The organism is Streptomyces sp. VNUA24 (genome assembly GCF_029167005.1).
Classification (GTDB): Bacteria; Actinomycetota; Actinomycetes; order Streptomycetales; family Streptomycetaceae; genus Streptomyces; species Streptomyces scabiei.
In genome coordinates, this window is the sequence record NZ_CP119143.1 from 5,161,559 (window position 1) to 5,175,511 (window position 13,953).

The window sequence follows — 13,953 nt, forward strand, 5'->3', positions numbered from 1 at the left end:
ACGGGCGACGGCTCATGCAACGCCGCAGGCGAGGGACGGTGGGCATTCGGGTGCGCAGATCCAGAGCCGGAACAGCAGGCCCCGGTGGCGCACTTCGCCCCACACCTGGCCGGCCATCCCCAACCAGCGGGCGCAGCGCGCACAGTCCACGGCCATCTGCTGCCGCGGAGTGAGCCGTTCGACGCGCGGCAAGGTGGCCGTGGGAGGAGAGGTCACCACGTGCTGTCCGCGCGCAGCTCTGCCCAGACGCGTTTCCCGCCGTGCACCGGCTCGCTGCCCCAGTCGTGGGCCAGAGCTTCGACGAGGAGTAGTCCGCGGCCGTGCTCATCGTTCGGGGACGGCGCGCCAGGGGTGGGTCTGGTGCGGGACGTGTCGGTCACAACGATCCGCGCGGACTCCTTGCCTGTCCGTGTGATCGAGGCACCGACCGTGGCGGCGTCGGTGTGCTCCACCGCGTTGGCCACCAGCTCCGTGACGACCTGCTCGGCTACGTCTACCAGCTGAGGCAGGCCCCAGGTCTCCAGCACCAGCGCTATGTCCCGACGCGCCTGAGCGGCGGCTTCCAGCCTCGCCGCGTACCGCTCCTGGTAGCGCTGTGGTCCCACCGTTGCAGCCGTCATGGTCATCGTCGCGTCCCTCGGGGGTGCTCGCGTTCCGTGTGTAGCCCCACCACCGGCCGTCAGGGCTGTGTGCGAAGGACGCACGCCCGCCGTTGCTCGGTCCGGCCCCGTGGCCGGGGTGAGCAGCAGCCCTTCGACGTTGTCGCCTATGGAGGTTGACTCGGGAGCCTCGGTAACGAAGCCCACCGTGACAACCGCCCTACTAGGCTCGTTCGGTGATGCATACGACGGTAGTGAACCGTGATCACTGCTTGAAGTGACCGCGAGTACAAGTGGTTTGCTGCGAACACCGGGGAAAGGGTCTGTTCATGCGGTCGAGTTCGCGACAAACCCTGACCGGCAGTCAGGGATCATCTGGACGCCCACGCGTGGGCGTCATCGCCGGCTACGTCTTCCGGGTCATCCGAGAGCAGCAGGGACGCACCCAGGAGGAAGCGGCCGAGCAACTGCGGGTGTCCGCTGACACGATCGCGGGGTGGGAGTCCGGCCGCCGCCCCCTGACCGCCGTGCCGGTCGGGCAGATGCTCGTGCACCGTCACCGGCTGATGCAGATGGGCACTGCCCCCGCGCTCCTGCAAGCCCTGGACCGCGCCCTGGAGGCGGACGTCCTCCTCGCCGAGGCTCTCGACGCCGAGACCGAAGTCGAGGAAAGCCCGCTCGGGGCCTGGGTGATGCAGCGCGACCTCGTCGAGGTCCTCGCGTGGCCCCTCAACCACGTACCACCACAGCCCGTCCGCGACCTGCCCGATCCGCCCCGCAAGCGCCGAGGACCCGCGCCGGCCGGGCCGGAGCTGTCGGCTGCCGACCGGGCACTGTTCTTCACGCGGATGCGGCGAACCGCGGAGCAGGCCCGGAGTGAGGACCAGTTCCTGCTCCGCCGCCAGGCCCTCTACCTCTCCGGGTACGACGACCAAGCCGACACGTCGGAGTGGCTCGCCCACCAGCAGGCCACCGAACGCCCCGGCGACTGGCTCACGCATTGGCTCAACTCCAGGTCCGTTGCCGCCGTCTCGGCCCGGCAAGGAGACCGGGACCGCATGAGCCACTTCATCGACACCGCCCTCATCGACGACGATGCCGGCGAAGCCGCGAACCTGAACTACTGGGCGTACTGGATCGGCGAGACCGCGCATCTGGAGCTGAGTGACGACTTCATCGCCGCCCGCACCCCGGGGCCGTGGCCTGGGGACAGACTCCTCGCCCACCTCGCTCACGGTCTCGCGCCGCATCACGGCTATGTCGACCTCAACATCCACTCCGTGTGGTCCCTGCTCCGGGTACGGCCCAACCTGCTGCGATCCGGCGCAGCAGACCGTGTCCTGCGCGACAGGCTGCCCGTGATGTTGGATAGCCAGGAGCTTTCGGCGCGCGGGCGCCGGGAGCTGGAGAGCATCCGGTATGCGATCCGCCTCGCCGAGGCGTGAGAGGAGTCCGACGGTGGCCGAAGACCTGACCGCGGTAGCGCGTTTTCTTTACGAGGCGGGGACGCTGAAGCAGACCAAGCGCACCGGCTGGTGGATGGCCGGCGTACGCGATCCGGAGTCAGTCGCCGAGCACTCATGGCGCACCGCTCTCCTCGCGACGATCATCGCGAAGCTCGAAGGCGCCGACCCCGCGCGGGCCGCCTACCTGGCGGTGTGGCACGACTCGCAGGAGACCCGCACCGGGGACGTGAACCACCTGGGCAAGAAGTACGCGCCTCAGGCGGACCCGCGCGCGGTCACCGACGACCAGGTCGCGGGTATGCCCGAGGTCCTGGCCTCCGCAGTGCGCGAGCTCGTCGCCGAGTACGAGGCCAAGGAGTCCCAGGAGGCCATCTGCGCCCGGGACGCCGACAAGCTGGAGTGCATGATCCAGGGGATCGAGTACAAGGCCCAGGGCTACGAGCACGCCCAGCGTTGGATCGACAACAGCCGCGGCCGACTCACCACGAAATCGGCCAACGAACTCGCCGACGCGGTCCTGGCGACCGGTTCTCTGGACTGGCTGCGCGCAGCCCTCGGGGAGAAGCAACGCTGACCCGCGCCCGCTACCGGCGAGCCCCCTGCCCCACGAGACGTTGCCCCCACACCGGGCCGGCGTCCCCTCCGCTGCGTCGCGCGCCTCTACCGGCGGAGGGGCTACGGCACGCCGCTGGACACACGGCACGTCACTGCCCGCCCCGCCACCCCCGTGTCAGTACGTTGGCCGGCGGAACACGCCGGCGCACAAGGAAAGCTGCGGTCCTGCCGACCGCCGGCAACCGTAGCGACTTCGCTCAGCTGCTCCTTGCGCTCGACGCGATCCCACCGTCCGCGCCCGGGTCGGACTGCCCACCGAAAACCGCACCTTCTCGACGGTGGGCTTCGAGACCAGGATCTCGAAGCCCACCGTCAGCTGCGCGGAGGCCATCGAACCCAGCGTTGCCGCCCTCCGCCACCAATCAGCGGACAGGTCTTGGATAGGGTGCGGAACGCTCCGACTGCCGGAGCTCTACCGCCGCCGTGGAAAGCGCCGAACGCTGCAGCCACACCTCATGGTGTGTCACCGCGCGCATGCCTTCCGGTGCACCAAGCGCGGCTGCGGGCCGTGATCCGAATGGGGTGGGAATGTCCAGTCACCGGCTGTCCAAGAGAGGCCGTTACATCGCGTGGGCCGCGACCGGCGTCGTCGTAGTCGCCGGCGCCGGGATCGCGGCGCAGACCTCCATGGCCGCCACGAGCTGGCCTGCGCAGAAGACATACACGGGCCGGGCATTCGACACCTGCACGGCACCCTCCCTCGCCGCGATGAAGGCTTGGAACACCGGCTTCTACGGCGCCGCCGCCGTCTACATCGGCGGCAAGAACCGCGGCTGCGCCCAGCCCAACCTCACCCCGTCCTGGGTGAAGTCGGTCAGCGGTGTCGGCTTCAAGCTCATCCCGCTCTACGTCGGAGCCCAGCCCCCCTGCCAGACCAGCAGGAACCCAGAGAGGTTCACCGCCTCCACGGCAGCCAGCCTCGGGGCGAGCAACGCCAAGGACGCGGTCGCCAGGGCCGCCGCCCTCGGCATGAAGCCAGGCAGCCCCATCTACCTCAACATGGAGTCGTACGACATCACGAACAAGGCGTGCAACGACGCCACTCTGACGTACGTGCGCTCCTTCACCAAGACCCTGCGGGCGAAGACGTACCGCGCCGGCTACTACGGCTTCAGCAGCTCCAGCGCCAAGGCCATCGCCACCGCGAAGGACCGGACCGACCTGCCGGGCAACCTCTGGTACGCGCTGTGGAACAACAAGAACACCACCACCGCCGACTGGCCCTGGGATCCCAAGCTGTACACCAACCACAGCCGTGCCCACCAGTACATGGTCAACAGCAAGGAGACCCGCGGCGGCTACACCATCACCGTCGACCGCAACGCCTGGGACGCCCCCGTTGCCCTGATCGGATAAGCCTGGCGTTTGGCCTCGGCGGGCTTGGTGCTTTTTGACCGACCCGGCACGTTTGACGGTCTTGCCGAGGTCGTGGCGCTCGGCCCGGTGCTTGTTCTTCGGGCCGGGCGGCCGTCCCTGTGGACCGCCCCGGGCGCGGGCAGCACTGATCTGTGCCACCGCGATGCGGCGTCGAGCCAGCCGACTGACCGCGATCCGTCCGATGCGGTTCGACGCTTTTTTGACGGAGACGCGGCCGGGCGTCGCCCGAAGGTGCACGGCCGAGGAATCGCCACGCGGTGACATATATCACTCCCAACAGGAAGCAAGCGGTTCCCTTTTTGCGATCCCTTGGCATTCATTGCCGCCTTTTTGCCCGAGGTAATTTCACGGAGGCATCACATCTGTGATGTCTCGAACACAGTGAATGACGGGGAACATGACGATTCACGAGCCTGCGTCGCTCAGACGCAGACCTCCCTGGCCGGGGAGAAGTACGCGCTGGATAGCGGGAAGCCTGTCTCTGGCCCTGGCGGTCACGCTGCTGGACAGCGCGTTAGCGGTGGCGGCTGCCCCAGCGGCCCCGATCTCCAAGACGCCGAAGAAGTCGGCGACCGCACAGGCGGCGGACATCCCGTCGGCGCGGGTTGCCGCGCGGCTGTCCGGCAAGCGGGTCGAGGCGCTGTCGGCACGTACGGAGACCTCTACGACATGGGCGAACAAGGACGGTTCGCTCACCACCGAACTCACCGCCGGGCCTGTCCGGTTCAGGGATGACGTCACGGGACAGTGGCGCAACGTCGACCTGGACCTGGTCCAGGAAGAGGACGGGGCCGTCGAGTCCAAGGCGCACCCGCGCGGGCTGCGGCTGGCAGGCAAGACGGGGAAGCCCGCCGCTTCCCTGAAGGCCGCGCGTGCGGCCAAGGCCACCGACCTGGTGACCCTCGGCGAGAGCGACCAGCAGATCACCCTCCAGTGGAAGGGCGGTCTGCCTCAGCCCAAGCTCGACGGGACGCGGGCGGAGTACGTCAACGCCGTACCGGGTGCGGATGTGGTGGTCGAGGCCACGCGGACCGGCTTCGAGCAGTTCGTCGAGATCAAGAAGCGTCCCGAGTCGGGAACCTATGCGTACACGCTGCCGCTGAAGGCCAAGGGCCTGAAGGTGAAACAACTGCCGGACGGCAGCGTGCAGTTCACGGACAAGAAGAACAAGAAGCAGGCGGTGATGCCGGCCCCGGTGATGTGGGACGCCACCGTCGACGAGCGGTCCGGGGAGCACACCCGCAAGGCCGAGGTCGGCCTGAAGGTGGTTCAGAGGGGTTCCTCTGTAGACTTGGAGATCACCCCGGATGCGGAGTTCCTCTCCGACCCGGACACCCGGTACCCGGTGACCGTCGACCCGTCCACGTCCTCGCTGTCCAACGTCTTCGACACCTACGTGCAGCAGGGCGAGACGGTCGACTGGTCCGCCGACACCGAACTCGATTTCGGAAACCCCGGCACGAAGAACGCGGACGGCACACCGCGGACGGCGGAGTCGTTCATCTCGTGGAACACGACTCCGGTCCAGGACGCTCTGGTTCTGGACGCGAAGCTGTCGCTGTGGAACTTCCACTCGGCCAACACCGACTGCAAGCTCTACCCGTGGGAGGTGTGGTCTTCTGGCGCGGCGTCCACCTCCAGCCGCTGGACGAACCGTCCGACGATGACGGCGAAGAAGGCGACCTCGACCGAGACCCGCGGAAATCCCGACTGCGCCGCGCAGCCGGACGGCTGGGTCAACGCCGATGTGACGACCCTGGTTCAGGAGTGGGCGTCGGCCAAGGCCACCCGCGGCCACATGGGCATCCGCGCTTCGTCCGAGTCGGTGCTGGCGCAGTGGAAGCGGGTCAACTCGGCGAACGCCGCCTCCAACCCGCCGAAGCTGGTGGTGAACTACAACTACCGGCCGCGTACCGGCACGAAGCAGGAAGCCGGCCCGCCGTACTTCTCCTATGGCGGCGCCTACGTGGTGAATACCATCACGCCCACTTTGCGGGACACCTTCGTCGACGCTGACGGTGACAAGGTCAACGGCACCTTCCAGATCTACGACAACGCCACCAACACCCAGGTCGGCGACGTCATCGTCTCGAAGTACGTCCCCTCCGGGCAGGTCGCCTCGGTCACTGTCCCGTCCGGGGTGCTGTCCAACGGCAAGACGTACAAGTTCCGCACGTCGCCGTACGACGGGGCGCACTACAACAACGGCTGGTCGGCGTGGAAGACCTTCACCGTCGACACCGGCTCCCCCTCCGCCCCCACCAAGATCGTCTCCACGGACTATCCGTCGGCCGCCTGGGTCAAGGGCGCGGGCCAGGCAGGCGCCTTCACCGTCACGCCGCCCGCTTCCGACCACAACTGGCTGGAGTGGTCGCTGGACGGTGTGACATGGACCAAGGTCGCCACCGGGGGATCGACCGCCACCAAGGCTCTTTCGATCACACCGCCGAAGGACGGCACCCACACCCTGCAGGTGCGGGCCGTGGACAAGGCGGACAACAAGTCCGAGGCCGCCGAGTACACCTTCCACGCCGGGCCGGGCGGTTTCATCCAGCCCAGTGAGGGCCAGAGCACCGCGCGTCGGCTCCCGTTGGTCGCCGAGGCGGAGGCCGGGAAGTACGACTCGGTGTCGTTCTCCTGGCGTCGTTCCGAAGCCGACGACTGGGTCAGGATCCCGGCGGGCGATGTCCTCAAGGACGGCCAGCCGCTCACCGCATGGCCGGTGCCGCTGACGAACGGCAAGAACGCGGTCCTCACCTGGAACGCCACCGCCACCGTCGACCCCGACGGCGCCATCGAGATCAAGGCCGATTTCACCGGCCCCAGTTCAGCGGCGGGCAGCACCCAGCCGCTGGCTGTGGTGGTCGACCGCCACGCCGACGGCGCGGGCGGCTCCCAGATGGGCCCCGGCTCGGTGAACCTGCTGAACGGCGACTACTCGATCGGCGCGTCGGACACGGACGTCCTGGGGCTGGCCGTCAACCGCACGGCGTCCTCGCTCGTGCCCGACAAGGGAGCCAAGCAGGAGGGGCAGGCGCCGATCTTCGGCAAGGAGTGGGTGTCGGGAACCGTCGCCCCTCAGGTGGACTCGGGTTACTCCCACATCGAGAAGACCTCCGACACCTCGGTCGACCTGCTCTCCGCCGACGGCTCGGCCATCTACTTCACCGCCAACAAGGCCAAGTCCGGCTGGATCTCCGAGCCGGGTTTCGAAGAGCTCACGCTCACCGGTACGTTCTCCGGTTCCTTCACACTGACGGAGGACGACGGCGCCGTCACCACGTTCAAGAAGGCCGCCACCAACGCGACGACCTGGCAGCTGTCCAGCTCGGTGCAGTCCGGCATCGAGGGCGGTGAGAGCCTGGTCGTCTCCGAAACGGTCGACGGCACGAAGCTGAGCCGTCCCAAGAGGATCATCGGGGCCACCAGCGCGGCCACCGCAACAGCGTGCGAGGCCACCCCGTCCACCCGCGGCTGCAAGGTCCTCGACTTCGTCTACGCGACCTCGACGACCGCCACCGGCACCGCCGTCGGCGACATCACCGGGCAGGTGTCCGAGCTGAAGCTGTGGGCCACCGAACCCGGCGCCACCAGCGCCACCGCCCGTACGGTCGCCCGCTACGCCTACGACGACCAGGGCCGGCTGCGGCAGACCTGGGACCCGCGGATCAGCCCGGCGCTGAAGACCGAGTACACCTATGACTCGGCCGGACGCGTCATCTCTCTGACGCCGCCGGGCCAGCTGCCGTGGAAGTTCACCTACGGCAAGGTCGCCTCGGTGACCGGAGCCTCCGACGGCATGCTCCTGTCGACCCAGCGCGCCACGCTCGCGGCCGGCAGCAAGGACCAGGCGTCCGGCACGGCAACCATGACCGTCGTCTACAACGTGCCGTTGACCGGTACGACGGCCCCGGTAGCCATGGGCGGGTCCGACGTTGCCAAGTGGGGCCAGACGGACACTCCGTCCGACGCCGGCGCGGTCTTCCCCGCCGACAAGGTTCCCTCGTCGTCCGACGGCACGCAGCTGGCCAAGGCCGACTACGCGCGGGCGACCGTGTTCTACCTCAACGCCTCCGGCCGCCAGGTGAACCAGCGCAGCCCCGGTGACCACATCACCACCACCCAGTACGACCGCTACGGCAACACCGTCATGGAGCTGTCCTCAGGCAACCGTGCCACCGCTCTGGGAGGGACGGCGAAGGACCGCACCAAGCTGGCCGAACTCGGCCTGGGAACGGATGCGGCAGGCTCCGCGGAGCGTGCCCGCCTGCTGTCCACGGAGTCCACCTTCACCGCCGACGGCTCCCGTTCGACCGATACCCGCGGTCCGCTGCGGATGCTCACACTCGAGAAGGACCTCAAGGCCGACGACGGCACGGTCCTGATCGCGGCAGGCACCACGGCCCCCGGACGTACCTGGACCGCCACCGCGTACGACAGCGGCCGTCCCACGGACGGCACCGCCACCGTCGTGAACCAGCCGACCAAGGAAACCGTCGGCGCCGAACTGCTCACCAACCCCGGTCACATGGGTGACACACGCGTCACCACCACCGAGTACGACTGGGCCAAGGGTCTTGCCACGAAGAACGTGCAGGACGTCGGCGGCCTGGCCATCACCCGGATCACCGAGTTCGACGCCAAGGGCCGCGCGGTCAAGTCACTGATGCCCAAGTCCAACGGCACCGACCCGGGCACACAGCTGATGAAGTACTGGTCGGCGACGGGCACGGGCACCTGCGCGGGCCGCCCCGAATGGGCGGACCTGGTGTGCGAGGTCAGCCACGCGGGAGCGGCCGGCGGGACCAACGGCCAGCTACCGACGATCTACAACGAATACGACGCCTACGGTCAACCGGCGAAGGTCGTGGAGACCGCCAACGGTGCCTCCCGCACACAGGTCACCACCTACGACACCGCAGGACGTCAGAAGTCCATCACCACCAGCGGTACCGCCGGCACCGCGATCCCGGACCAGACCTTCACCTACGACCCGGAAGCAGGACACCTCACCCAGACCTCTTCGCCGAACGCCGGCAGCATCACCCGTACCTTCGACGTCCTCGGACGCCAGATGAGCTACACCGACGCCGACGGCGGCATCACCTCGGTGCAGTACGACCAGCTGAACCGGCCCGTCAAGAGCACGGACAACGCACCCTCGACCGTCACCTACACCTACGACAATTCGGCCGAGCCGCGAGGACTGCTCGTCTCCCTCACCGACTCCGTCGCAGGCACCTTCCGCACCTCCTACGACGCGGACGGCAACGTCGCCACCGAGCAGTTGCCCGGCGGCTACACCATGACCCAGTCCAACGACCCCACGGGCGTCCCGACTGAACGCACCTACACCCGCGACTCCGACGCCGCCCTGCTACTCAGCGACGCGGTCACCGTCACCGCCCACGACCAGTGGGCAACGCGTGCGGGCGGCGCGGGCCAGAACATCCACCGCGACTACCGCTACGACGCGGCGGGCCGGCTGACGAACGTCCTCGAAACCGCGGAAAGCGTCTGCAGCCGCCGTACCTACGGCTGGGACAAGCACTCCAACCGCACCTCGGTCACGACCGCGGTCGGCGCCCCCGGCGTCGACTGCCCGACGACCGGCGGGACAACCGTGACCAGCACGTACGACACGGCGGACCGTCGTACCGACAGCGGCTACAGCTACGACGCGTTCGGCCGGGCCTCCACGGTCCCGAACGAGGGCACGCTCAGCTACTACGCCAACGACCTCGCGCGCCAGCAGATCCTGGGCAACCAGCGCCAGACCTGGGCCCTCGACGTCACCAGGCGCTTCCGCTCCTGGACCGTCGAGTCCAACGCCTCGGGCACCTGGCAGACCACCGCCACCAAGCTCAACCACTACAGCGGTGACGGCGACAAGCCGAGCTGGATCGTCGAGAACACGGCCACCGGCGCCCTCACACGTAATGTCGAATCCGCCGGCCGCAGCCTGGGAGCCACCACCAGCAAGACCGGTGACGTGGTCCTGCAGTTCGTCGACCTGCACAGCGACATCGCCCTGGCGCTGCCGCTGGACACGTCCAAGGCCCCGACGGCACTGACCACCGACGAGTTCGGCAAACCCGCCACCGGCGAGGCCCGCTACGGATTCTTCGGCGGCGAACAGCGCTCCTCCGACACCCTCGGCAGCCTCGTCATGATGGGCGTCCGGCTGTACGACCCGGCCTCCGGCCGGTTCCTGCAGACCGACCCTGTCTCGGGCGGCAGTTGCAGCACCTACGACTACGTCTGCGGCGACCCGGTCAACGCCGAAGACGTCACCGGGTGCCTGCCCTGCAAGATCCCGTGGTACGCGTGGACCGGCTGGCGCAGCGACGTCAAGGTCACCTGGTCCGGCAAGTGGTCCTACACCAAGTGGCGCACCAAGAAGTACTCCTGGGCATGGGACGCGCTCGCCGACTTCACCGCGCTCGCCATCGTCGGATGGAAGGAGCGGTGGCGCTGGCGCACCCAGCGCGGCGTCCGCTGCACCCTGCTGTCCTGGAGCCGCGAGAAGGTCCTGGCCGAATGGGTCTCGGTCTACACGACCCAATATCAGGACAGAATCACCTACCGGAAGACGTACACCAACTTCAGGTGGTCCGAGACCTCCTGGTGGACGACGTCCCACCGCAGGATCTACGTCTACTCGTCGAAGAACTACTGGGGCTTCTGATAGTTCCCGGTGGCCCGCACTTCGGGCCGGGCCACCGGGAGTACCCCGTTCAAGCCGTACCAGTTAGGAGACTCGTGTGCCCAAGTCCATCACCGGCGTCGTACTCATGTCGGTCGGCGCTGTGGCCACCGTGACCGGCGCTCTCATGTACGTCCTGCCCGGCCCTGGCTTCCCCGTCCTCATTCTGGGGCTGGCACTCATGGCCGCAGGAGCCGCCGTGCGGATCACCGGCAGCAAGTGATCTGGTGACCGCGTCGGGACCGGCGCACGAGGACACCTTCGCACTCTGAGCAGGCCCGCCCCCGGGAGGAATCCCAGGGACGGGCCTGCTCGATTTCCACCCCACTCACCGCTATCCGGAACCGAAGGCCCTCGCGCGAAATGGGCGCGGGAGCGAGCAGCGTGCGACGGGGCCTCCCCCGAGTCACCTTTCCGGGAAGCCCATCTGCTCGCCAATCCCTTTCAACTCCCTCCGAGATCATCAGAGCGCACTCCTGAGCAGGAGAACGCCGTCTGCACTGGCAAGCTCGCCAACCGAACCTCACGAGAGAGGAAGGGTTCCGCTCCCAGGGCCCCGCTGGTGGTTGCGTACAGCCCGATCACCGACCGTCTCCGTATCTACTGACAGTCCACGCGATCCACGCGAGCCTGTCCGCAGCACCGGGCCTTGGCCCGGGTTTTCTCGGATTTCTCCAGGCAACAGCGCCTGGCCGCTCCAGGCCCTCAACACCGGCGCCCAGAATCTCGGTTCCAACCTCATTAGCGTCCATGATGGGTTTGCCACAACGCACTGAGTGCAGGATGTGACGTTCTGCCGGTCTTGTCGTCTCTCGATGGTGTGACGTTGGGGCATCGCTGCCGGTCAGAAGTTCAAGGTTCGCTTTGGTTATGGCATGAGCATGCGCAATCCGTACCCGAGGATCTCACCGATGAGCAGTGGGAGCTCGTCTAACCCGTGATCACGGCATGGAAGGCCCGGCATCCGTCGGTCAGCGGGCATCAGGGGAAGTACGCGAGGACACGCCCTGACTCATTCTCGCTGGGAGCCATCTGGGAGCCGACCCACGCCCCAAGCCCCTTCCAGACCACCCGACACCACCGCATTCCAACGCCCTGACCAGGCAAGACAGCAAACAGGCCGGTGATGATCACGCCCGAACCTCATTCGGGACGAAGAGGTCGTGGGTTCAAATCCCGCCACCCCGACAGTGAAGTACCAGGTCAGGGGCCTGATCCGCATCGCGGGTCGGGCCCCTGATGCGTCTGGGTGAGTATCTGCGTGACGCCGAATTCACTCACGGCTGGGAGGCTTCCGAACAGCCAAGGAACACCTCTGAGGCTCTTGCAGACGCACGAGACTGCCCCACAAGCGCACCGGATCGAGCGGGGAACAGCGGGGAATCCCGGTCAGCGCCACAACCCGCGCCCGGTGATCGCCGCTTCCCAAGCTGAGGGCTGGGTACTCCGCTCTGAGTATCAGTTCTTTCGGCGACGGCCCTGCGCATAGGGGCCGTGGCGATCATGTTCCCGCCATTCCTCGTCATGAGGGTCACGGTTTTCGGCGCCCGCATTGTCTCCGGGAGTCGAAATGTGTTCCCCCTTGTCGACCTTGGCCAGCAGCGAGGCGAGAGGATCAGGGGGACCATCGCTGAAGCGGTCGGAGCCACGCTTGGGCGGCGGCCCCGGCTCTGTCGTGTCGTGCCGCGCCCGTGATCCATCGCTCATGAGCAGCCCCCTCCGACTCACTGAGATGCATTCGAGGATCTTCAACGTCCCCTCAAGCATCGCGTGTTGGCTGCGCTGCGGGCAACGGCGTGGGGCCGTATGCGGGACGGTGGTCTTCCGTGGGCAAGCGGTGCGCTCACTCGAAGGGTGGAGCAGCGGCCACCAGCATGCTGCTGATCGAGGCCGTGTCGGCAGCGGCTGTCGTGGGGTCGATGCTGCTTTCCTCTGCGACCGTCGTGGCCCAGCAGTCCCCCCACGTCGCGGCCCAGTCGCCGGCCAGGTCGCTGTCCGGGGCGAGATCCTCGAGCTTGCCCGTGATGCCGTAGACGTCGAGGAGTCGTCGCTCGACGCCGAACGGCTCGCCCAGGGCAAGCTCCGGGTACTCGCTGATCCAGCGTCTGACGATCCGTCCGGATTCGGCGATCAGCCACGCCTCCCCGTCGTTCTGCTCGCTGTGGAAGAAGAGTTGGGCTTTGCCGAAGTGCGCGCTCAGCTTTCGGCACAGATCAGTGACGTGCGCCGTCCGCTGCGGAAAGGGCAGGCCGAAGAACGGTCCGACGACCAGGGTCCACCCCTGCAAGGGCGGGGTGACGACGACTGTGGAGAACGGCTCCTCCTCGTCGTGTGCCACCTCGTCGATGAGTTCCACGGCAAGGTGTGGAATCGGACGTCCCCATGATTCGCATCGTAGGGGCGTGCGAGGGGGACTCGCGCAGCAGGCCGGGTGCTGGCGAGGCACCGGCCGGACGTGCGCCGGATGCATGCCAGATCTCGCGGAACGCAAAAAGTGGCCGCAGCGGTCAAGCGGCCGGTTCGCGACGGTCGCCTCTGGGCCGTATCCGGGTGGTCCGACGTCCCCCGAGGGCACTCGACGACGACCGGCGCTGACAGACGAGTGCCGCTGTCGCGCAGCGCCGATCAGTCTGTGAGACGACGCTTCCACCACGGTTCCCAGCTCGCAGCGTAGGGATCGGGGAGCGTTCGTGAGACGTAGCCGTCGTCCAAGGGATCAAGCGCCGCCAGAAAGTCACGTCTGCTCCTGCGCCGCATCGATGCCGCCACATCCGCCAACAGCGTTCGGGCGTGCAGGTCCTTCCAGCTGGTTGTCCCGTAGCCGTGGTTCGCCGCCTGGCCCGGCCACTCGTGCAGGGCCAGAGCCCAGGCCCCGAAGGCCCGGGCAACCTGTCCTGCCGGCAGTTGATGACGAACCTCGAACCGGACGATCTCGTGAGTCGTCGCGGCACACAGCCCGTCAATGACCAGGCGCCTGCCGGCCGGCAGGCGCCGAGACCGTTCGGCCCTGATCTCGCCCGGGGAACGGCGAGCCATGAGAACTTCCCGTACGACAGCGAACGGAACACCTCACGGTAGCGCGCGAGGGCCGTCAGCAGTCCACACGCCCTGACGGCAGCGAGGAGACGACTCCCCGATGCCGCCACGTGCGCGGGTGTGTGTCCGATTCCGTACCGACAGGCTGCCTACG

9 protein-coding genes are annotated in these 13,953 nt (G+C 67.8%); 5 read left to right on the forward strand and 4 right to left on the reverse strand.

The genetic code is table 11. From position 1 onward, the window contains the following. Window positions 1-212: 212 nt before the first annotated feature. Complete coding sequence (locus PYR72_RS21935; RefSeq protein ID WP_275456884.1) at window positions 213-620, reverse strand: ATP-binding protein; 408 nt, start codon at window positions 618-620, stop codon at window positions 213-215. Between the two features lie 308 nt (window positions 621-928). Between PYR72_RS21935 and PYR72_RS21940 the strand changes: the two genes are divergently transcribed. The 5 genes from PYR72_RS21940 to PYR72_RS21960 all read left to right on the forward strand — a co-directional run bounded on the left by PYR72_RS21940 (window position 929) and on the right by PYR72_RS21960 (window position 10,986). Next, window positions 929-2,044 (forward strand): helix-turn-helix transcriptional regulator, encoded by a 1,116-nt coding sequence (locus PYR72_RS21940; RefSeq protein WP_275456885.1) that lies wholly within the window; start codon window positions 929-931, stop codon window positions 2,042-2,044. Between the two features lie 13 nt (window positions 2,045-2,057). After that, on the forward strand, window positions 2,058-2,639 hold the full coding sequence (locus PYR72_RS21945; RefSeq protein WP_275456886.1) for an HD domain-containing protein: 582 nt from the start codon (window positions 2,058-2,060) through the stop codon (window positions 2,637-2,639). 569 nt (window positions 2,640-3,208) lie between these two features. Beyond that, complete coding sequence (locus PYR72_RS21950) at window positions 3,209-4,036, forward strand: glycoside hydrolase domain-containing protein (RefSeq protein ID WP_275456887.1); 828 nt, start codon at window positions 3,209-3,211, stop codon at window positions 4,034-4,036. A 508-nt stretch (window positions 4,037-4,544) separates the two neighbouring features. Next, a complete protein-coding gene (locus tag PYR72_RS21955; RefSeq protein WP_275460485.1) occupies window positions 4,545-10,745 on the forward strand; it encodes an RHS repeat-associated core domain-containing protein in 6,201 nt (2,066 codons plus the stop codon). A gap of 76 nt (window positions 10,746-10,821) precedes the next feature. Further along, window positions 10,822-10,986 carry a hypothetical protein gene (locus tag PYR72_RS21960; protein ID WP_275456888.1) on the forward strand — a complete coding sequence of 55 codons (165 nt, stop codon included), beginning with the start codon at window positions 10,822-10,824 and terminating at the stop codon, window positions 10,984-10,986. A 1,235-nt stretch (window positions 10,987-12,221) separates the two neighbouring features. Here the strand turns inward: PYR72_RS21960 and PYR72_RS21965 are convergent. From PYR72_RS21965 to PYR72_RS21975, 3 genes are all read right to left on the reverse strand, one after another. After that, window positions 12,222-12,470, reverse strand: a complete 249-nt coding sequence (locus PYR72_RS21965) for a hypothetical protein (RefSeq protein ID WP_275456889.1) — start codon at window positions 12,468-12,470, stop codon at window positions 12,222-12,224. 136 nt (window positions 12,471-12,606) lie between these two features. Next, window positions 12,607-13,119 (reverse strand): hypothetical protein, encoded by a 513-nt coding sequence (locus PYR72_RS21970; protein ID WP_275456890.1) that lies wholly within the window; start codon window positions 13,117-13,119, stop codon window positions 12,607-12,609. A gap of 269 nt (window positions 13,120-13,388) precedes the next feature. After that, window positions 13,389-13,799 (reverse strand): hypothetical protein, encoded by a 411-nt coding sequence (locus PYR72_RS21975; protein WP_275456891.1) that lies wholly within the window; start codon window positions 13,797-13,799, stop codon window positions 13,389-13,391. Window positions 13,800-13,953 lie beyond the last annotated feature (154 nt).

Excerpts from the sequence above, each read along its gene's own strand:
- PYR72_RS21935 (WP_275456884.1), bottom strand. The coding sequence starts at position 620 with ATGACGGCTGCAACGGTGGGACCACAGCGCTACCAGGAGCGGTACGCG.
- PYR72_RS21940 (WP_275456885.1), top strand. The coding sequence starts at position 929 with ATGCGGTCGAGTTCGCGACAAACCCTGACCGGCAGTCAGGGATCATCT.
- PYR72_RS21950 (WP_275456887.1), top strand. The coding sequence starts at position 3,209 with ATGTCCAGTCACCGGCTGTCCAAGAGAGGCCGTTACATCGCGTGGGCC.
- PYR72_RS21965 (WP_275456889.1), bottom strand. The coding sequence starts at position 12,470 with ATGAGCGATGGATCACGGGCGCGGCACGACACGACAGAGCCGGGGCCG.
- PYR72_RS21975 (WP_275456891.1), bottom strand. The coding sequence starts at position 13,799 with ATGGCTCGCCGTTCCCCGGGCGAGATCAGGGCCGAACGGTCTCGGCGC.